At 69.5% G+C, this 13,444-nt stretch carries 12 protein-coding genes; 6 read left to right on the top strand and 6 right to left on the bottom strand.

Annotation, left to right across the window (positions count from 1 at the left end; all coding sequences use genetic code 11):
- Positions 1–67: 67 nt before the first annotated feature.
- Together ACSVC7_RS00525 and ACSVC7_RS00520 are read right to left on the bottom strand one after the other, a co-directional pair.
- Positions 68–670: a chemotaxis protein gene (locus ACSVC7_RS00525; protein ID WP_448204441.1), complete on the bottom strand. Its 603-nt coding sequence runs from the start codon at positions 668–670 to the stop codon at positions 68–70.
- Between the two features lie 5 nt (positions 671–675).
- Positions 676–1,035: a response regulator gene (locus ACSVC7_RS00520; protein ID WP_448204440.1), complete on the bottom strand. Its 360-nt coding sequence runs from the start codon at positions 1,033–1,035 to the stop codon at positions 676–678.
- A gap of 114 nt (positions 1,036–1,149) precedes the next feature.
- Between ACSVC7_RS00520 and ACSVC7_RS00515 the strand changes: the two genes are divergently transcribed.
- The 3 genes from ACSVC7_RS00515 to ACSVC7_RS00505 all read left to right on the top strand — a co-directional run bounded on the left by ACSVC7_RS00515 (position 1,150) and on the right by ACSVC7_RS00505 (position 2,970).
- Positions 1,150–1,620 carry a putative toxin-antitoxin system toxin component, PIN family gene (locus tag ACSVC7_RS00515; RefSeq protein ID WP_448204439.1) on the top strand — a complete coding sequence of 157 codons (471 nt, stop codon included), beginning with the start codon at positions 1,150–1,152 and terminating at the stop codon, positions 1,618–1,620.
- 106 nt (positions 1,621–1,726) lie between these two features.
- On the top strand, positions 1,727–2,143 hold the full coding sequence (locus ACSVC7_RS00510; RefSeq protein ID WP_448204438.1) for a hypothetical protein: 417 nt from the start codon (positions 1,727–1,729) through the stop codon (positions 2,141–2,143).
- A gap of 242 nt (positions 2,144–2,385) precedes the next feature.
- Entirely contained in the window at positions 2,386–2,970 is a 585-nt protein-coding gene (locus ACSVC7_RS00505; RefSeq protein ID WP_448204437.1) for a DedA family protein, read from the top strand.
- A gap of 1 nt (position 2,971) precedes the next feature.
- Here ACSVC7_RS00505 and ACSVC7_RS00500 read toward each other — a convergent pair whose 3' ends face one another.
- Genes ACSVC7_RS00500 through ACSVC7_RS00485 form a run of 4 tightly spaced genes read right to left on the bottom strand, consistent with a single transcriptional unit; the run spans position 2,972 to position 6,833 of the window.
- Entirely contained in the window at positions 2,972–4,585 is a 1,614-nt protein-coding gene (locus ACSVC7_RS00500; RefSeq protein ID WP_448204436.1) for a FliM/FliN family flagellar motor switch protein, read from the bottom strand.
- A gap of 20 nt (positions 4,586–4,605) precedes the next feature.
- On the bottom strand, positions 4,606–5,763 hold the full coding sequence (locus tag ACSVC7_RS00495; protein ID WP_448204435.1) for a PP2C family protein-serine/threonine phosphatase: 1,158 nt from the start codon (positions 5,761–5,763) through the stop codon (positions 4,606–4,608).
- Between the two features lie 10 nt (positions 5,764–5,773).
- Entirely contained in the window at positions 5,774–6,523 is a 750-nt protein-coding gene (locus ACSVC7_RS00490) for an ATP-binding protein (RefSeq protein WP_448204434.1), read from the bottom strand.
- 4 nt (positions 6,524–6,527) lie between these two features.
- Positions 6,528–6,833, bottom strand: a complete 306-nt coding sequence (locus ACSVC7_RS00485) for an STAS domain-containing protein (RefSeq protein WP_448204433.1) — start codon at positions 6,831–6,833, stop codon at positions 6,528–6,530.
- A gap of 246 nt (positions 6,834–7,079) precedes the next feature.
- Here ACSVC7_RS00485 and ACSVC7_RS00480 point away from each other — a divergent pair, with 246 nt between their 5' ends.
- The 3 genes from ACSVC7_RS00480 (at position 7,080) to ACSVC7_RS00470 (ending at position 13,419) form a co-directional block, all read left to right on the top strand.
- Positions 7,080–9,386, top strand: a complete 2,307-nt coding sequence (locus ACSVC7_RS00480) for a PAS domain-containing sensor histidine kinase (protein ID WP_448204432.1) — start codon at positions 7,080–7,082, stop codon at positions 9,384–9,386.
- Positions 9,383–12,313, top strand: a complete 2,931-nt coding sequence (locus ACSVC7_RS00475) for a hybrid sensor histidine kinase/response regulator (protein WP_448204431.1) — start codon at positions 9,383–9,385, stop codon at positions 12,311–12,313. Before ACSVC7_RS00480 ends, ACSVC7_RS00475 begins: the two co-directional genes overlap by 4 nt.
- 227 nt (positions 12,314–12,540) lie before the next feature.
- Positions 12,541–13,419, top strand: coding sequence for a phytanoyl-CoA dioxygenase family protein (locus ACSVC7_RS00470; protein WP_448204430.1), 879 nt, complete (start codon positions 12,541–12,543; stop codon positions 13,417–13,419).
- Positions 13,420–13,444 lie beyond the last annotated feature (25 nt).

Here is a 13,444-nt window from a genome sequence, read left to right as displayed (position 1 = left end):
CGATGGGCCGTCAAGGCGGGCCGTCCTGCAAATTCACTCCTGCAAATTCACTCCTGCAAATTCGCCCCTACAAATTCGCCAGAGCCTTCCGGATGGCCGTGCGGAAGGCGTCCAGCGAGGCGATGTTCAGCAGGAACAGCACATGCCCGCGCGCGTCGCCGGAGGCCAGCGCCACCTCGATGCGGACGAACAGCACCGGATCATCGGCGGCGCCGATGACCTCGGCCGGCAGGCCGCTGCAATAGCTGGCCAGCGCGCCGGCGATCTCGCCTTCCACCAGATTGGACAGGCTGGCGAGGCAGCCGTTCAGGATGATGTTGCCGATCTCGGTCAGCGCGTCCTGCTCGACCTCGCCCGGTGCTGCGGCGGCCGGATCCACGGGAACGAGCCGGCCGACGAGGGCCAGCGTGCCGCTCTCCGGCAGGACCAGCATCGCTTCGCCGGTGAAGGGGCCGCTGAAGGCGCCGTGCACCGCGCAGACGCGGGCGGCGGCATCGGGGCCGAGGTTGCGGGCGATGCGGGACCGGCTCGACACGGTCAGGGCGGGCACGGAGAGTTGCACCTCCTCCCCGATCATCTCGCTGAGCGCGGCGGCGGATTGGCCCATGCCGATGTTGAACAGTTCGGCGATGGACTCGGCTTCATCCGGATCCAGGAGCAGCGGCGTCATGGCGGTCACTGCCCCGCCGCGGCCAGGAACTCCCGGATCTTGTCCGACGTGATCGGCTTCGGGATGAACAGGCAGCCGAGCGCCTCCGCCTTCTTGCGCAGGGCGTCCTGCACGTTGGCGGTCAGGATGCCGATGGTCAGGCTGGGGAACATCTCCTTCAGCTTGGCCGACAGGGTCAACCCGTCCATGCCCGGCATGTTGTAGTCCACGATGGCCGCCACCGGGATGGCGCCTTCGACCTTGGTCAACGCCTCGTCGCCGCCCGACGCCGACAGGATGGTCCAGCCCGGACGCAGGGAGGCGATCACGCTGCCGACCATGTCGCGGGCGAGGCGGCTGTCGTCGACGATCAGAACGGTGGTCATGCCGGAGCCAATCCGTGAGAATGTGTGCAAGGCGAACCCTTCTACCCCAGAAGGATTTCCCGCCTCAAGCCGCGGCTTTCCGAAAGCGCGCCAAGACCTTATGCCTTTAGACATATGACCACGAATGATCACAGCCCGCCCGCCGCACCCTTCCGGGTCGTGCTGGACACCAACATCCTCGTCGCCTACGCCCTGCTGGGCGGCCAGGTGCCCCGGCGCAGCCTCGCCATCCGCGACAGCGTGGAGGCGGCGCGGACGCGCGGGGTGCTGTTCGCCTCCGACGCCACGCTGGCCGAACTTCGCCATGTGCTGATGCGCCCGGACTTCGACCGCTACAAGCCCGCCGCCGAACGCGAGACCTTCCTCGCCGCGCTGACGGAGCAGGTGCACCGGATCGAGCCCGCCACGGTCGGCCGTCTGTGCCGCGACCCCGACGACGACATGTTCCTGGCGGTGGCGCTGGCCGCCGACGCGGACTGGCTGGTGACCGTGGACCAGCAGCTTCTGTCCGTCCGCTCCATCGGGCGCACCCGCATCCTGCGGCCGGAACGGTTCCTGGAACGGATCGCGCCCGCCGGCCCGTAATGGCTGACCGCAGGGGGCGGAGTCCGGTTCTCAAAGTTTGCACTCGACAAGCAGGGCTCATTCATTAGAATGAACCGAGAACACTTCGCAAACTGCGGGTGAACGGATGAGCACGCAACCCCTCCTGTTCGACAGCCTTCCCGAAACGGAACGGGCGCGCAAACCGGCGCGCCGGTCGCGCGCCACCACGGTCGCGGAGCCGATGGCCGTCGACGTGGTGCGGGAAGCGGTCCCGGCCGGCCCCACCCCGATCCCCATGACGCTCGTTCCCCCGGCTCCGCCGCCGGAGCCGGGGCCGTTCGACCCGGCGGCCCTGACCAACGCGGAACTGCGCGCGCTGGTCCAGGCGCTGCCCGACCAGAAGCTGGCCCATCTGCTGGGCGAGGCGGCGCGGGAGCTGAAGCGGCGCGTCGCCCCCGACAACTGGGAGGAGGACGCCGAGTCCGGCCCGTTCGAACCCAACCCCCTGCTGTTGCGGGCGGCCCGCCAAGTGGTGGGTGAGCTGTCCGGGGAGGATGGCTGATACCCTCTTTTGCTCCACCCCTTGACCTTTGTCCTGGGAAAGTTTGCGCGACAAGACACGCCCGAATGTGCAATGATGTGTCTGACCAACCGACCAATGGCGGTGCCCACCAACGGCACCCCAGACCGGCCGGAAGGGAGGACTGAGCCGGCCCGAAAGCACGAGCCCCGCCCGGTCCGCACGCAAACAACCGGCCGGACAGGTGTCCGATCGGATAAGGAACGGCCCGCGGGGAGGGTGCTTTGGATTGGATCACCTGGCTTCAGAGTTGGGGCGACGCATTCTATCCCCTGGCCTTCGGTTGGGCCTTCTTCGAAGGTGAGACCTTCGTCATTTTCGGCGGCATGGGCGCCCAGATCGGCATCATCAACCTGTATTGGCTGATCGGCGCCGTCTGGATCGGCAGCTTCCTGGGCGACCAGTGCTATTTCTGGCTGGGCCGCAAGTGGGGCGGCAAGGCGCTGGCCCGCTTCCCCTCCGCCGAGGCGCGCGCCGCCCGCGTGCTGTGGTGGCTGGAGACCTACGGCGTCGGCTTCATCATGGTGTTCCGCTTCCTCTACGGCGTGCGCAACATCGCCTCCGTCGCCATCGGCACCTCGCGCATGCCCTGGAGCAAGTTCCTGTTCTGGAATTTCCTCGCCGCAGGCATCTGGGCCTGCAGCTTCGCCGGGGCCGGCTATATGTTCGGCGAGGCCGCCGCCGCCATTGGCGAGAACGGCCCGAAGATCCTGCTCCTGATCGCACTGGGCATCGGCGCGAGCTTCTGCGCGCTGAAGAGCGTGATGTGGATGCGCCGCCGCGCCGCCACCTCCGAAACGCAGGCCTAAGCTAGGCCTGGGCCGCTGCGATCTCCCTCAGCCGGACGGCGAGGCGACCCTCGACGACGACCAGTTCGCCCCGCGCGACGAGCCGGTCGTTCGCGAGGATCGCGATGGGGTCGTCAACCCGCCGGTCAAGCCCGACCACCCGTCCCTGCCCGAGGCTCGCTAGGTTTTCGACCAGCATGTCGGCTTCACCGACCACAGCCGACACCCGCACGGTCACCGCGTGGAAAGCGTCGAAATCCTGTTCCGGCGGGCTGACCGCTTCAACGCTCGGCAGCGGCGCGGGATCGAGCGACGACGTTTCCAAAGCGGGGCGCGGCCCCACCGCCCAGCGCGAGCCACAGCGTCCAAGCGCGGCGCGCGCTATGGCGACGCCGCCCGCCAGCAGGGTGACCCCCTCGGTCGCGTCGCGGTCGAGTTCGAACACGGTGCCGACCCGCCAGCCCAGCATGACACCCAACGGCAGGTCCGCCGTTCCCGCCACCGCCTGCACGCGGACGGACGCGCGCGCCAGTTCACGTTGCAGATGCGCCTGCCACCGCGGGTCCTTGCCGAAACGCTCCCCCATGTACATGCGGCGAAGCGATGGGCGCACCGGTTCCAGTGTGGCGTAGGGGATCAGCAGTTCCAGCCGCCCCGAACGGCCATCCATGGCGACGGTGAGGTCCGCGAGGAAACAGGCGTTGTGAAGGCGCGTGATGATGGCGAAACGCGGATTGTCCTCCAGCCGGTCGAGCGGGAAGGACACCGCGTCGATGGGGGCGAAGGCGGTCGACAGATCGGCCAGGGCAGCCTGGGCCATCCGGTCGGCGAAGGCACGGTCGATGCCGGTCAACGGCCGCCCGGCGACGCGCAGTCCCGCTGTTTCCCGGTTCCCGCCAAGCAGAATTTCCCCAATGCCGTCCAGCAGGTCGCGGTGAAGAGCGAACAGGGCATGATTGTCCCACGGGTCGGCCCGGAACACCGCGAGCAATGGCTCCCGTCCCGGCACAGCCTCGATCCAGTCCCCGAACCGTACGGAGCGGAGCGCGGTCAACCCCACCTCCGCCGTCCGGCCCAAGGTCTCCCGAAGGGTCGTGGACAGGATGCGCACGAAGCGGTCCATGGCGACTTCCAGCATGGGAAGCCTGTCGTGGACCACCACGGTCGTGCTCAGCATCGCCGCCAAGCCCGGCGACAGCGGCGGCAGGGGGTGCGGCGGCTCAGCGTGGGCGGTCGTCGGTTCAGCCGGCGGCAGGGGCGGCACCGGACGCCGTAATGCCTCCAGAGCCGCCTGCCGCTGCTCGTCCGGCAGCGCCTCGACGATGCGCGCGACCTCGGCGGAATGGTCGGCTCCGGAAACGGGATCGGGCTGGTCCAGCAACTCGGCGCGGAGCGCCCGCTCGACGTCGGCCAGTGCCTCCGGTGCGGCGGGGCGGGTCACAGCCATGCAGCGCAACGCCCGCGCCCGCGCATCCTCGGGCAGCCCGGCGAGCAACAGGGCAGCGCGGGCGGGCGCGACCAGCAACAGCAGGGCGGCCATCGTCTGCGGGGCCTGCGCGGCGAGATAGGGCAGCAACCGCTCCGGTGGCAGGGCCGCAACCCGCTCCCAGATCGTCTCCCCGCCGGTTCCGTCCATGGCCTCTCCAAACCCTCCGGTTACGGACGCCGGGCGATCCACACGGCGGTCAGGTCGTCACGCAACGGCTGCGCGGTGCGGGCGTAGAAGCGGTCCAGCAGGGGCGTCAGCGGCTGCGCCCGGTTGACGGCCAGCGCGTCGCGCAGGAAGTCGGGGACGCCGTCCTGCCCGATGGGGCCGTTGGCCTCGCCGCTGCATTCGATCAGCGCGTCGCTGTAGAGGAACAGGAAGCCGCCGCGCGGCAGGCGCAGGCTGCGGTCCACATATTTGGCGCGGCGTGACGCACCCAGCACCAGCCCGGCGGAGTCGAGCAGCCGGATGTCCCCACCCACCCCCAGCACCGGGTTGGGCGCGCCGGCGGAGGCGTAGGTCAGCGTGTCCGTGTGCAGGTCCAGGATGCCGAAGAAGGCGGTGGCGAACTGCCCCACCGGCAGCACGTCCTTCAACGCCCCGTTCAGCCCGGCCAGCCATTCCGATGGCAGCACGGCGTCCATCGGGAAGCGGTCGATCAGCGTGTGCAGGCGGAAGGTGTTGATGGCCGCCGTGATGCCGTGTCCCGCGAAGTCGGCGAGCAGGAAGGCCACGCGCTGGTCGTCCAGCGGATAGACGTTCCAGAAATCGCCGCCCAGTTCCGACGAGGTTTCGAAATGGGCGTCCAGCACCAGCTCGTACCGCTCCGCCACGGACTTCAGCCGCTTCGGTTCCGGCAGCAGGGAAAGCTGCATCGCCTGGGCGTGCTTCAGCTCCTTCTCCACCCGCGCGCGGTAGTTGGCGAGGTCGGTGAACAGCTTGCGCTTTTCCAGCTGGTGGCGGACGCGCGCCACGCATTCGCCGGGCTTGATCGGCTTGGAGATGAAGTCGCTGCCGCCCGCCTCGAAGCAGCGCACCTGCTCCTCGTCGCTGTCCAGCGCGGTCTGGAACAGGATCGGCAGTTCCTCGTGGGTGTGGGTCTCGCGAAGCTGCCGGCACATCTCCAGCCCGTCCATGACCGGCATGTTGACGTCCAGCAGCACGAGATCCGGACGGAAGGAGGCCACCTTGCGCAGGCCCTCGACCCCGTTCTCCGCGAAGTCGATCTGCGTCAGACCCGCGCGACGGATCATCAGCGACAGCGACTTCCGGTTGAACTCGTTGTCGTCGACGATCAGGACCCGGCTTCCGGCGAGCGAGATGGCCATGGGCGGCCCGTCAAAGATCGAAGTGCAGGACGGTGCAGCGTCCGCCGTCGGTCACGCTGACCCGTTTGGCCAGCGTCCGCATGAACAGGAAACCGCGCCCCGAATGCGCGCCGGTGTCGGCCCGCTCCGGCAGGGAGCTGGTGTCGAAGCCGCCGCCCTGGTCCACCACCGCGATGGACAGGCTTTCGGCGTTCCAGCGCGCGAAGAGGTCGAGCCGCCGCCCGCGCACCGCGTTGTCGCCCAGCCGTTCCCGCAGCATCTGGCTGAACAGGCGGTAGCCTTCCGGCTGATCCTTGGTGGAGCTGGGGATGCCCATGTTGCCGTGGACGATGGCGTTGGCGATGGCCTCGTGCAGGCACAGCTCGATGTTGCCGCGCCGCTCGGGCCGCAGCACGCCGCGCCGCACCAGCTCGTCGCACACCAGCACCGCGCATTGCAGCCCGTAGGCCGTGCCGGTGGTCAGCGAGAGATAGAAGCCCTGATCGACCGGCGGGGCGCCCAGCCAGTCGCCGTCGATGGCGCCCGTCGTGTCCTCCCGTTCGGTCAGCTCGACGGTCAGGAAGCTGTTCTGGTCGAGCGCCTCGCGCACGCTGTCGCGGTCCGCCTGGGCGACCAGCATGGCGGCCGCCGCGCGCGACGCCCCCACCCCGTCCTCCGGAATGCCGAAGCGTGCCGCCGCCCGGGCGGCGACCTCCGCCGGCACGCGATCCCGCACCACGCTGAAGGCGCGTGCGGACGAGGGAACCGGGCCGCCCATCATCACCTCATTCCTCGACGGTGATGATTTCGCTGATCCGCGCCAGCTCGATGGATTGCTTGACGGCGCCGTGCAGCCCGCGGACGACGAGCTTCACGTTCCGCTGTTCCGCCTCATCCTGAAGGATCAGAAGCATCCCGATTCCGGCCGAGTCGATGAAGTCGAGGCCCCCCATGTCGAGGACGAAGCGGCGCACTCCGGGCCGGTCCAGCAGGGCGACGATGTCCGGCAGCCTGTCGTGATCGGTGAACTCCAACCGTCCGCTCAGGCGCACCTCGTTGGCATCGGGGGTTTGGTGCGCAACAAAATCCATCTCGTCCTCGCTGTTGCCATGCCGCGACAATTACCAAGCGGCGGTGCTTGCCCAGAGTAGTTCAACCGCCTCGGACTCCTCAAGCGGCTTGCCGGGGTTGCGGCACTTTAGCCATAGCAGGACGCGCGCATGGCGGCCTTGCGCCGTGGACGCGCGGCATATGATGATAGTACAACCGTAAGGCCGGAGCATCGGAGGGTTCCCCCCTGCCCCGCGCGCGGACGCTCCGGGTTTGGAATCCCCTCTATGACGGTGATCGAGCAGGCGTGGAAAAGGGTGCCGACGGTGTCGGCCAAGTTCCTGCTGATCCTGATTCCGATCCTGACCCTGACGACGCTCGGCTTCTCCACGATCTTCTTCTACGGCAAGTACAACGAGTTGCGCGGGGCGCTCCGCGACAAGATCGAGGCGATCGCGGAGATCAACGCCGTCGCCCTGTCCTCCAGCCTGTGGGCGGTGGACGTGCCGGCGATCCGCAACATCGTCCAGGCCATCTCGGTCAACCGGGAGCTTCTGTGCATCGAGGTGGCGGACGAGCTGGCCGACGGCTATTTCGCCTGGCCGGGGCCGGACTGCCGCCCCTTCGCCGACCGCGAGACGGTGCGGCGGCAGATCCAGGTGCAGAACCGCCGGCTGGGCTCGCTGACGCTGTATTTCACCTACGCCTCGGTGGACGAGCAGATCCACCAGGAGGTGGTGAACACACTCTGGCTTCTGCTGCTGATGCTGGTCGGCACGGTGGTGACGGCGCTGACCGCCCACCGGCTGACCATCGGCGTGCCGCTCGGCCGGCTGATCGACTCCATCCGCACGGCGGAGCAGGAGCACGCCCGCCGCCCCGTGGACTGGTTCTCCGCCGACGAGCTGGGCCGCGTCATCGCCGCCTACAACGGCATGCTCGCCCGCCTGGACGAGGAGGAGGCGGCCCTGCGCCAGAGCGAGGAGCGGCTGGCGCTCGCCATCGCGGCCACCCGCTCCTCCGTCTGGGACTACGACCTGCGCACCGGGCAGTATTGGTGGTCGAAGGAGTTCCCGGCGATCCTCGGCTACGGGCCGAACGAGCTGGCGATGAACGCCGAGACGTGGGAGGCGCTGATCCATCCCGACGATGCCCGCCGCGTGGTGGCCGAATCCCGGCGGCGCGTGCGCGACAAGGCGATGGCCTACACCGCCGTCTACCGGATGCGGCGGCGCGACGGCCACTGGGCCTGGATCGAGGACCGGGCGACCGCGCTGCGCAGCGCCGACGACACGGCGATCCGCCTGACCGGCACCATGTCCGACGTGACCGAGCGCATGCAGGCCGAACGCGACCTCGCCCGCGAGCGCAACGTGCTGCAGATCACGCTCGACAACACCGACCAGGGCATCATCATGGTGGACCGCAATCTGCGGGTGGTGATGTCGAACCGCCGGGCGGCGGAGCTGCTGGACGTGCCGCCGGACTTCCTGGCCACCAGCCCGCTGTTCCCCGACATCGTCCGCCGGCAGCGCGAGCATGGCGCCTTCGAGGAGTTCAGCATCGACCCCGACCTGGAGCTGGAGCAGGTCGCCGTGGTCCCCGACCAGCCCTTCGCCTTCAAGCGGCGGCGCCCGGACGGCACGATCATCGAGGTGCGCTCCAACCCCCTGCCGGAGGGCGGCTTCGTCCGCACCTTCACCGACGTGACGGTCGAGGCCCGCTCCGCCGAGGAGGTGTTCAACGCCATGGAGGCGCTGGAGTCCGCCTACGCCGACCTGAAGGAAACCCAGGACAGCCTGGTCCAGGCGGAGAAGATGGCCTCGCTGGCGCTGCTGGTCGCCGGCGTCGCGCACGAGATCAACACGCCCGTGGGCATCGCCTACGGCTGCTCCACCCACCTCTCGTCCAAGACGCGCGCCCTGACCGAGGCCTTCGAGAAGGGCGCCATGAAGAAGTCCGACCTCGTCGCCTATGTGGCGGCGGCGGGCGAGTCCTCGCGCCTGATCGAGCAGAACCTGACCCGCGCGGCGGAGCTGATCCAGAGCTTCAAGCGCGTCGCCGTGGACCAGACCAGCCAGGAACGCCGCGGCTTCGACCTGCGCGCCTATCTGGAGGAGATCATCACCTCGCTGGGGCCGCGCCTGCGCAAGAGCCCGCACAAGGTGACCATCGACTGCCCCGACGGCGTCGGCATGGACAGCTACCCCGGCGCGCTCAGCCAGGTCATCACCAACCTCGTCATGAACGCCCTGACCCACGCCTTCCCCGATCAGGCGGAAGGACACATGACGCTGACGGTGCAGGAACTGCCCGACGACGAGCTGGAAATCCGCTTCGCCGACGACGGCGCCGGCATCCCCGCCGATAACCTGCCGAAGGTGTTCGAACCCTTCTTCACGACCAAGCGCGGCACCGGCGGCAGCGGGCTTGGCCTGCACATCGTGTTCAACCTCGTGACCCAGTCGCTCGGCGGGAAAATCTCGGTTGACAGCACACCCCAAAGTGGGACCACCTTCATTGTGCGAATCCCGCGTTCGGCGCCGCGGATGGCCGAAGCCACGGAAGAGCCCATGGGAACGGAAGCAGCATGACGGACGAGGCGGTCGCGCTGGACGCCGACGACGAGATCCTGTTCGCGGAGGAGGAGGGCGAGACCGCGTCCCCCCGTCCGCCCTGGCCGATTCTGGTGGTGGACGACGAAGCCGACGTCCATTCCATGACCAGTCTGCTGCTGGCCGACGTGCAGTTCCAGGGCCGGCCGCTGGACCTGATCAGCAGCCTCACCGCCGCCAACGCGCGCGCCATCCTCCAGGAACGGCGCGACATCGCGGTGATCCTGCTGGACGTGGTGATGGAGGAGGACGACGCCGGCCTGAAGCTGGTCCACTGGATCCGCAGTGAGCTGGGCAACCGCGACGTCCGCATCATCCTGCGCACCGGCCAGCCCGGCCAGGCGCCGCAGCGCGACGTGATCGTCGGCTACGACATCAACGACTACAAGTCCAAGGCCGACCTGTCGGCGGAAGGGCTGTTCACCGCCGTGATCGCGGCGCTGCGCGCCTACGACTACATCATGGCGATCGAGACCAAGGTGGAGGAGCGCACGCACGAGCTGCGGCAGAGCCGCGAGCAGATGCGCGCCGTCCTGGAATCGAGCCCCGTCGGCGTCTGCGCCTTCGACGAGGACGGCATCATCACCGTCTGCAACGACCGGCTGGTGAATCTGGTCGGCGTGGCGAAGGACCGTCTGACCGGGGCCGCCATCGGCGGCCTGATCGTGGAGCAGGAGGAGGACGGCACCCACGAGGTGCACGAGACGCACTGGACCGCCTTCCGCCGCCAGCTGCGCGACGCGGAGGTGAAGCTGCGCCGCGCCGACGGCTCCACCTTCTGGGCGCTGGTGTCGGTGGACCCGACGCTGTTCGACGGCAAGCCGGTCTATCTGGCCTGGATCTACGACATCACCCGCCGCAAGCTGGCCGAGCGCCAGATGGAGATCGCCAAGGAACAGGCGGAGCAGGCGACCTCCGCCAAGTCCGCCTTCCTCGCCACCATGAGCCACGAGATCCGCACGCCCATGAACGGCGTGCTGGGCATGCTGGAGCTGCTGGAACGCACGAATCTCGACGCCGGGCAGCTCGACACGGTGGCGACGATGCGGGAGTCGGCGACCTCGCTGCTGCGCATCATCGACGACATCCTCGACTTCTCGAAGATCGAGGCCGGCAAGATGGATCTGGAGCAGGTTCCGGTCTCCGTCCCGGCGCTGGTCGAGGGGGTGGCCGACACGCTGGCCCCGGCGGCGCGGTCGAAGGGCCTGTCGCTGCTGACCTACGTGGACCCGTCCATCCCGCCGGACCTGATCGGCGACCCGGTGCGGCTGCGCCAGATCCTGTTCAACCTGGGCGGCAACGCCATCAAGTTCACCGAATCCGGCCGCATCGTGGTGCGCGCCTCGCTCGCCGGGCAGGGGGACGGCTGGGCGCGGCTGCGCATCGAGGTGACCGACACCGGCATCGGCATCAGCGAAACCGCGCGCCGACGCCTGTTCCAGCCCTTCACCCAGGCGGAAAGCTCCACCACCCGGCGCTTCGGCGGCACGGGGCTGGGCCTGTCGATCTGCCGGCGGCTGGTCGCGCTGATGGGCGGGGAGATCGGCGTGGACAGCGCCCCCGGCGACGGCTCCACCTTCTGGGTGGACCTGACTCTGGCGGTGGCGGGCGCCGCCCTGGCCGCCGCCCATCCGCCCGACATCGACCTGTCCGGCCTGACCGTCCTGATCGGCCTGCCGGAAGAAATGGAGCGCAGCTTCGTCTCCTGCTACCTGGAAACGGCGGGCGCCCGCGTCCTGCCGGCCGGAGAGGCCAGCACGCTGGCCGAGCAGGCGCGCACGGCGCAAGCCGCCGGTCGCGCGCTCGACGTGGTGGTCGTGGACGAGGCCCTGCACACCCCCGCCGCCGCCCAGGCCCCGCAGGTGCTCGGCCGCCGCAGCGGCGAGCCGCGCGTGCCGACCGTGCTGCTCTACGACCCCTCGACCGGCGCCGCCCGCCTGTCGGAGGGGCCGATCCCGGTCAGCCGTCCGGTGCGCCGGTCCGTCCTGGTGCGCGCCGTCGCCGTCGCCGCCGGCCGCGCCGCCCAGGACAACGAGCCGCCCGCGCCGCCGACTCCCACTGTCCTTGCGCAACCGGCAGCCCCCCGCCCGGCGCCGTCCACCCTACCCACCGTCCCACCGTCCAGCCTGGAGGAGGCGCACGCCCAGGGCCGCCTGATCCTGGTGGCGGAGGACAACGCGATCAACCGCAAGGTCCTCCAGATGCAGTTGAACTCGCTGGGCTACACGGCGGAGATGACCAACGGCGGTGCCGAGGCCCTGGCCGCGCTGGAGACCCGGCGCTACGCCCTGCTGCTGACCGACATCCAGATGCCGGAGGTCGACGGCTTCGAGCTGACGCGCCGCGTCCGTCTGGCCGAGCGGGAAACCGGCCTTCATCTGCCGATCGTCGCCATCACCGCCAACGCCGCCCCCGCGGACATCGAAAGCTACTACGCCGCCGGCATGGACGGCGTGCTGAGCAAGCCGCTGGACCTCGGCCAACTCGGCGCCGCGCTGGCCCGCCACATGCCGGCGGCGGCTGCGCCTGCCCCCACGGCACCGGCCCCGGCGGCGGCTCCCCCGGCGGAAACCCCGCCCCCGCTCGAACTCGACTCGCTGCGCCAGCTCTGCGGCGACGACCCCGACTTGGTGCAGGAGCTGCTGGGCGACTTCGTCACGGTCAGCCGCAGCATCGCCGGGGATTTGGCCGAGGCCCTGGCCTCCCAGGATCCCGTCCGCTTGCGGGGCTGCGCCCACAACCTGAAGGGGTGCTCGCGCAACGCCGGCGCCAAGATCCTCGGCAACGCGGCGCAGGCGCTGGAGCAGGCGGCGAACGGCGGCGCCCCATGGGACCGGGTCACCGCGCTGGCCGAGGCGGTCGAAACGGCGCTGCGCGACGTGGAGCGGTACGTCGCGACCCTTTGATACCGTGTTCGAAAAGCTCTGACGTTTCGAACACGGTATCGGCCGCGACGGCGGCCGCGGCCCGTGAGGGCCGAAGCCTGCGTGGCGTGTGAACGCAGCGATCCGAATGTTTCGGATCGCGTATGAGGTCGCCCGAATCCCGAAGCACTTGTCACGCCCGGCGGAGTTGCGAACGGGCGGCGCAAGGCGAATGATATGGATGTCGCCCACCGCGCCGGACCCCGATCATGCCCCTGCCGCCCGCCTCCGACATCCGGAACGCCTACCGCCGCGACGGGTTCGTGATCCTGCGCGGCGTCTTCTCCGCATCGGAGGTTGCTGAGCTGTCCGACGCCTTCGACCGGCAGTATGCGGAGGGCCTGACGCACCCGCGCAGCTTCCGCCACGGCAACTTCCACGTCCGCGTCGCCAAAGACCCGGCCATTGGGCACACCGTGCGCATGGTGCAGTGGCCGTCCTACAGCGACGGCATCCTGAACGCCGTGCGGCTGGACGAGCGGATGTTCCGGATCGTGGAGCCGCTGGTCGGCCGCGACGTGAAGCAGATCATCAACCAGATGCACTGGAAGCCGCCGGGGGCGGCCGGGGGCGACTACGCCTTCCACCAGGACAGCCGCTTCCGCCGCCCGCGCGAGGCCTACCGGAACCTGGGCGAGTCCTACGTGCAGACCGGCATCGCCGTGGACCCGCACACGGCGGAGAGCGGCGCGATGCGCCTCTACCCCGGCAGCCATTTGCTGGGCGACCTCGCCCTTGCCCCGCGCGGCAGCATCCTGGGCACCGGCATCGCCGAGGAGGCGCTGGAGCGGCACGGGCTCGACCCGGCCAAGCTGGTGGACTTCGCGCTGGAGCCGGGCGACGTCGGCCTGTGGCACCCCCACATGATCCACGGTTCGGGGCCGAACCGCTCCGGCCGCGACCGGCGGCTCTACATCAACGGCTATGTCCGCGCCGCCGACTGCGACCGCGGCGAATGGGCGTGGCGCGACGGCCGCCCGGTCCCGCTGGGCGAACCGGTTCTGGTCCATTACGAAGACCTCTACCTGCGCCCGGAACCCCATTATCTGGACGACGTCCCCGCGGAGAAAATTGCCGTCGGGGGCTGATGCCCGTTTGAGGTATATGGTTCGG

Source organism: Azospirillum mesophilum, assembly GCF_053470405.2.
Note: the sequence above shows the minus strand (reverse complement) of the source record. Positions and strands in the feature narration are given on the sequence as shown.

Bases quoted from the DNA above. Each gene is read 5' to 3' on its own strand.
- ACSVC7_RS00525 (WP_448204441.1), bottom strand. From the start codon at position 670: ATGACGCCGCTGCTCCTGGATCCGGATGAAGCCGAGTCCATCGCCGAA.
- ACSVC7_RS00520 (WP_448204440.1), bottom strand. From the start codon at position 1,035: ATGACCACCGTTCTGATCGTCGACGACAGCCGCCTCGCCCGCGACATG.
- ACSVC7_RS00515 (WP_448204439.1), top strand. From the start codon at position 1,150: ATGACCACGAATGATCACAGCCCGCCCGCCGCACCCTTCCGGGTCGTG.
- ACSVC7_RS00510 (WP_448204438.1), top strand. From the start codon at position 1,727: ATGAGCACGCAACCCCTCCTGTTCGACAGCCTTCCCGAAACGGAACGG.
- ACSVC7_RS00500 (WP_448204436.1), bottom strand. From the start codon at position 4,585: ATGGACGGAACCGGCGGGGAGACGATCTGGGAGCGGGTTGCGGCCCTG.
- ACSVC7_RS00495 (WP_448204435.1), bottom strand. From the start codon at position 5,763: ATGGCCATCTCGCTCGCCGGAAGCCGGGTCCTGATCGTCGACGACAAC.
- ACSVC7_RS00490 (WP_448204434.1), bottom strand. From the start codon at position 6,523: ATGATGGGCGGCCCGGTTCCCTCGTCCGCACGCGCCTTCAGCGTGGTG.
- ACSVC7_RS00485 (WP_448204433.1), bottom strand. From the start codon at position 6,833: ATGGATTTTGTTGCGCACCAAACCCCCGATGCCAACGAGGTGCGCCTG.
- ACSVC7_RS00480 (WP_448204432.1), top strand. From the start codon at position 7,080: ATGACGGTGATCGAGCAGGCGTGGAAAAGGGTGCCGACGGTGTCGGCC.
- ACSVC7_RS00475 (WP_448204431.1), top strand. From the start codon at position 9,383: ATGACGGACGAGGCGGTCGCGCTGGACGCCGACGACGAGATCCTGTTC.
- ACSVC7_RS00470 (WP_448204430.1), top strand. From the start codon at position 12,541: ATGCCCCTGCCGCCCGCCTCCGACATCCGGAACGCCTACCGCCGCGAC.